This is a genomic window from Calothrix sp. CBUCES-K 9914 (assembly GCF_059640475.1).
On sequence record NZ_JBXXZH010000473.1, the window covers coordinates 1 to 3219 of the forward strand.

A 3219-nucleotide genomic window follows, 5' to 3' on the forward strand; every position below is an offset into this window, starting at 1 on the left:
CTCGTTCATCACAAAACCTATCGTTGACGTATGGGCGCCAACCTTAACTTGACACCAATGGCAGGGATGCCCATTCCACAAGATTGTTAATTCTGAAACTGGACGATTTTATTTACATATACTTCAACATCTGTACCCGCGCGTAAATACCAAAGATTCCCCCGTCCCATCATTTCGGAAATTGCTTGCTGGTTACGAACGGTAATTTGAGGTACTATAGTTCCCATACCTCCTTCTAAAACTCCTGTTGCTACGTTACCTCTAGGGTTACTGTCGGTTACTATATTGCCGCTTGCTGTTGTAATATATTGTGTTTGCGGACGGTTTAATATTTCTGCGGCTTTACCAATACCACCTAAAGCAAATAATCCTGCATCCATTCCTGCAATGGCGCTTCCTTTGTCATGATATTTATTCGCAATTAATGGTTTTCCTTTGCTAGCACGAATTTTGATTGCACTATTAGGTAAAGGTATTTCGCTAGGTTTACCATCTTTGAGGGATACAACTGAAACAGCCGTTAACTCTACTACCCCAGCATCGCTAATTCTACGAATTCGTGTTAATAGCTCGGTTCCCGCTGGTAAGGCAATTCCATTATCTGCGGTTTTCAATGGTTCTTTCAATGTTACGACAAAAGAATTGTCATGATCATTATTATTGTTGTCATTTCCTGCTTTATTCATTTCCCCGAACAATGCGGTTGTTAACACTGCTTTCGCACTTGTTCCTACTGGTACTGGTTTACTCATACCAACATTGCTTTCGGTAGTTTGATTTGTTGGTGCTGGTGGAGTGTTTGCTGGAGGTTGATTTTGTTGTATGGCTATGGTTTTTGGTGGTAATGTTGGCAGCGAAGTTGATGCTAAGGGTGGCTCAACTTTTGCTGGCATTACTTGAGGATTGCTTGATACGACTTTTACAGGTGTTGGTTTAACCACTGGTTGCCCAACAGGTTGCGGAACTTTAACGATACGCTCTACTGTTACGGTACGAGGTACGATACGCTCTACTGTCACAGTACGGGGTATATAAACTGTTGGCACCGGAGTTGGAAATCTTTGTACTACAGTTCTGATTATTTCTCTAGGTTTGGCTTGTGTTTGTACGGTGGTTGTTGGGGTTGAGGTTACGGTTTGCTGTAGGTTAGGTTGTACAGTTCTTAGCTGTAACTGTGCAAGTTTGACGGCGTTTGCCTGTTCTGCAAGTGCTAGTTTTGTTTTTAGCACTTCTATTTCGTCTTCCGGTCTCGGTGCTGCTATTTCAGGTTCTTTGTTTACTTTGGGTGTATCTGGAACATAATTGGGTTGGTTACTAGTTCCATTCATCATTTTTGTAAGAAATACACCACCTACTAATATTGCAATTAAAGTTGTGGCGCCTACAAAGCTTGCTTTGGCGAAAGGATTTTGAGCTAGTGATTTCTTTTTAGTTTGAACTGGCTGTGGTTGTGAAGCAAGGGAGGATTCTTCATTACTAACAATTAATGCACTTTCTGGCTGATTTTCTACAATTTCTTCAAAACCAACTAAATCAGCCATTCGTGCTTGCCAGTCTTCATGTGAATTCCAATTATCTATACTAGGACTTACGCATTGACATAATGGTAAAATAGTGTAGCGGAAAAAAGGAGCCATCTACAAATAGGTATCGGACAAGTGCGAGAAATCAGCAAACCCTCTACGGCGCAATGCGATCTAGAACTTTACACTCTGTTTTTATTATCAGAGCCAAAGTATGGAGGATGTTCTCGCTTGGCAGAAATATTAGGGGACGTTTCGCATGACAGTGTAAATCGATTTTTGCTAAGAGAAAGGTATGAGCCGAAAGATTTGTTCGATATGATAACGAGTATAGTCAATTTAACAGGAGGAATTTTAAGTGTTGATGACACAGTACTAGAAAAATTATATAGTAATCCAAAATACGCAGAGTTGATTGGATATTTTTGGTCAGGTAAATATCATAAAACGATTAAAGGTTTAAATTTAATAACATTATACTATAGTGATATTCATGGAAATTCAGTTCCGCTAAACTATAGAATATATGATAAAAAGGAGGGAAAAACAAAGAACGATTACTTTCAATAAATGGTAGTGGAAGTGATAAATTGGGGTTTAAAACCAAGACTAGTAACTGGAGATAGTTGGTACTCAGGGGTAGAAAACTTGAAATTTATAAGAAACCAGAGATTGGGTTTTTTATTTGGTGTTGAGAAAAATAGAACTGTTTCAAATAGTCCTGGAAAATATTGCCAAGTAAGCAGTCTGGACATTCCAGACGAAGGTTTAATAACTCATCTTAAAGAATTTGGATTTATAAAGTTGTTTAGGAAAGATTTCAAAAAAGAAGACTCTAGACATTACATTATATATTTACCAAATCAAGAAAACCTCAGTGACGAAGAATATTTAAAAAAGATAACGAGAAGCGAATTTATTACAATACATGATACTCATTGGAAAATTGAAACCTTTCATAGAGCAATAAAGCAAGTATGTGGTATTTGTCGATTCATGGTTAGAGATAGTTATGCAATTAAAACACACATATTTTGCTCACTTCAAGCATTTGTCCGCTTGGAAAAAATGCGCTCGGAAGAGATAATTTATAATTGGTACTAAGTACAAAAAAACTTATTTACAAATGTTGTACGTGAACATATTGTAAATAATTTAACTAGTGCTTGCACTGCTTAAACACATTGATTGCTATTTTTGTCAATGCGTAAGTCCTACGTAAGTAAAACTAAGATTATCCATAACAGTCGTGTTTTTCGTTGACTTTGAGTTAATGCAGCAAAGTTATCCGAACAACCACAGCCACACCATTCAATAAAATTCATTATCGTTCAAGCATGTTATGTCTAATTAGGACAGAAGCCATTTGCTACAGAAGTGAATCCAGAACCACTAGATATAGTTGCAGATCCAATAGCAGTTGGTGTTGCAGTTGCGGGTACAAGAGTTGTGCCATTGTATGCTTGCAGCGTAATTCTGCCGATATTGGTTGCGAACACTCCATTCTCAACTTGGAATGTGGCGCCATTGCTAGCAAAGTTACCGTTATACAAGCTATAGTCAGCGACTGTATTACCTGTGCCTCTATTGTTATTGAGTCTCACACAAACTGTTGGTCTACTAGCAAGACTACCAGCATCTGCGGCGATGTCAAAAGCACTAGGAGTTGGAGGGTTCTGAACTCCGGTTACAGTGT

General features: G+C 38.3%; 2 protein-coding genes and 1 pseudogene. 1 reads left to right on the forward strand and 2 read right to left on the reverse strand.

The window, feature by feature from the left end; all coding sequences use genetic code 11:
- Positions 1–86: 86 nt before the first annotated feature.
- Positions 87–1637 (reverse strand): TrbI/VirB10 family protein, encoded by a 1551-nt coding sequence (locus AC2JBO_RS44080; protein ID WP_496959936.1) that lies wholly within the window; start codon positions 1635–1637, stop codon positions 87–89.
- A 21-nt stretch (positions 1638–1658) separates the two neighbouring features.
- Here AC2JBO_RS44080 and AC2JBO_RS44085 point away from each other — a divergent pair.
- Positions 1659–2702: pseudogene (locus tag AC2JBO_RS44085) on the forward strand (IS701 family transposase).
- A 167-nt stretch (positions 2703–2869) separates the two neighbouring features.
- Here AC2JBO_RS44085 and AC2JBO_RS44090 read toward each other — a convergent pair.
- Positions 2870–3219 (reverse strand): hypothetical protein (locus tag AC2JBO_RS44090; protein WP_496959937.1); only part of this gene is annotated, 350 nt, incomplete at its 5' end.

What these genes read in the sequence shown, in the direction of transcription:
- AC2JBO_RS44080 (WP_496959936.1), bottom strand. Translation starts at nt 1,637, where the DNA reads ATGGCTCCTTTTTTCCGCTACACTATTTTACCATTATGTCAATGCGTA.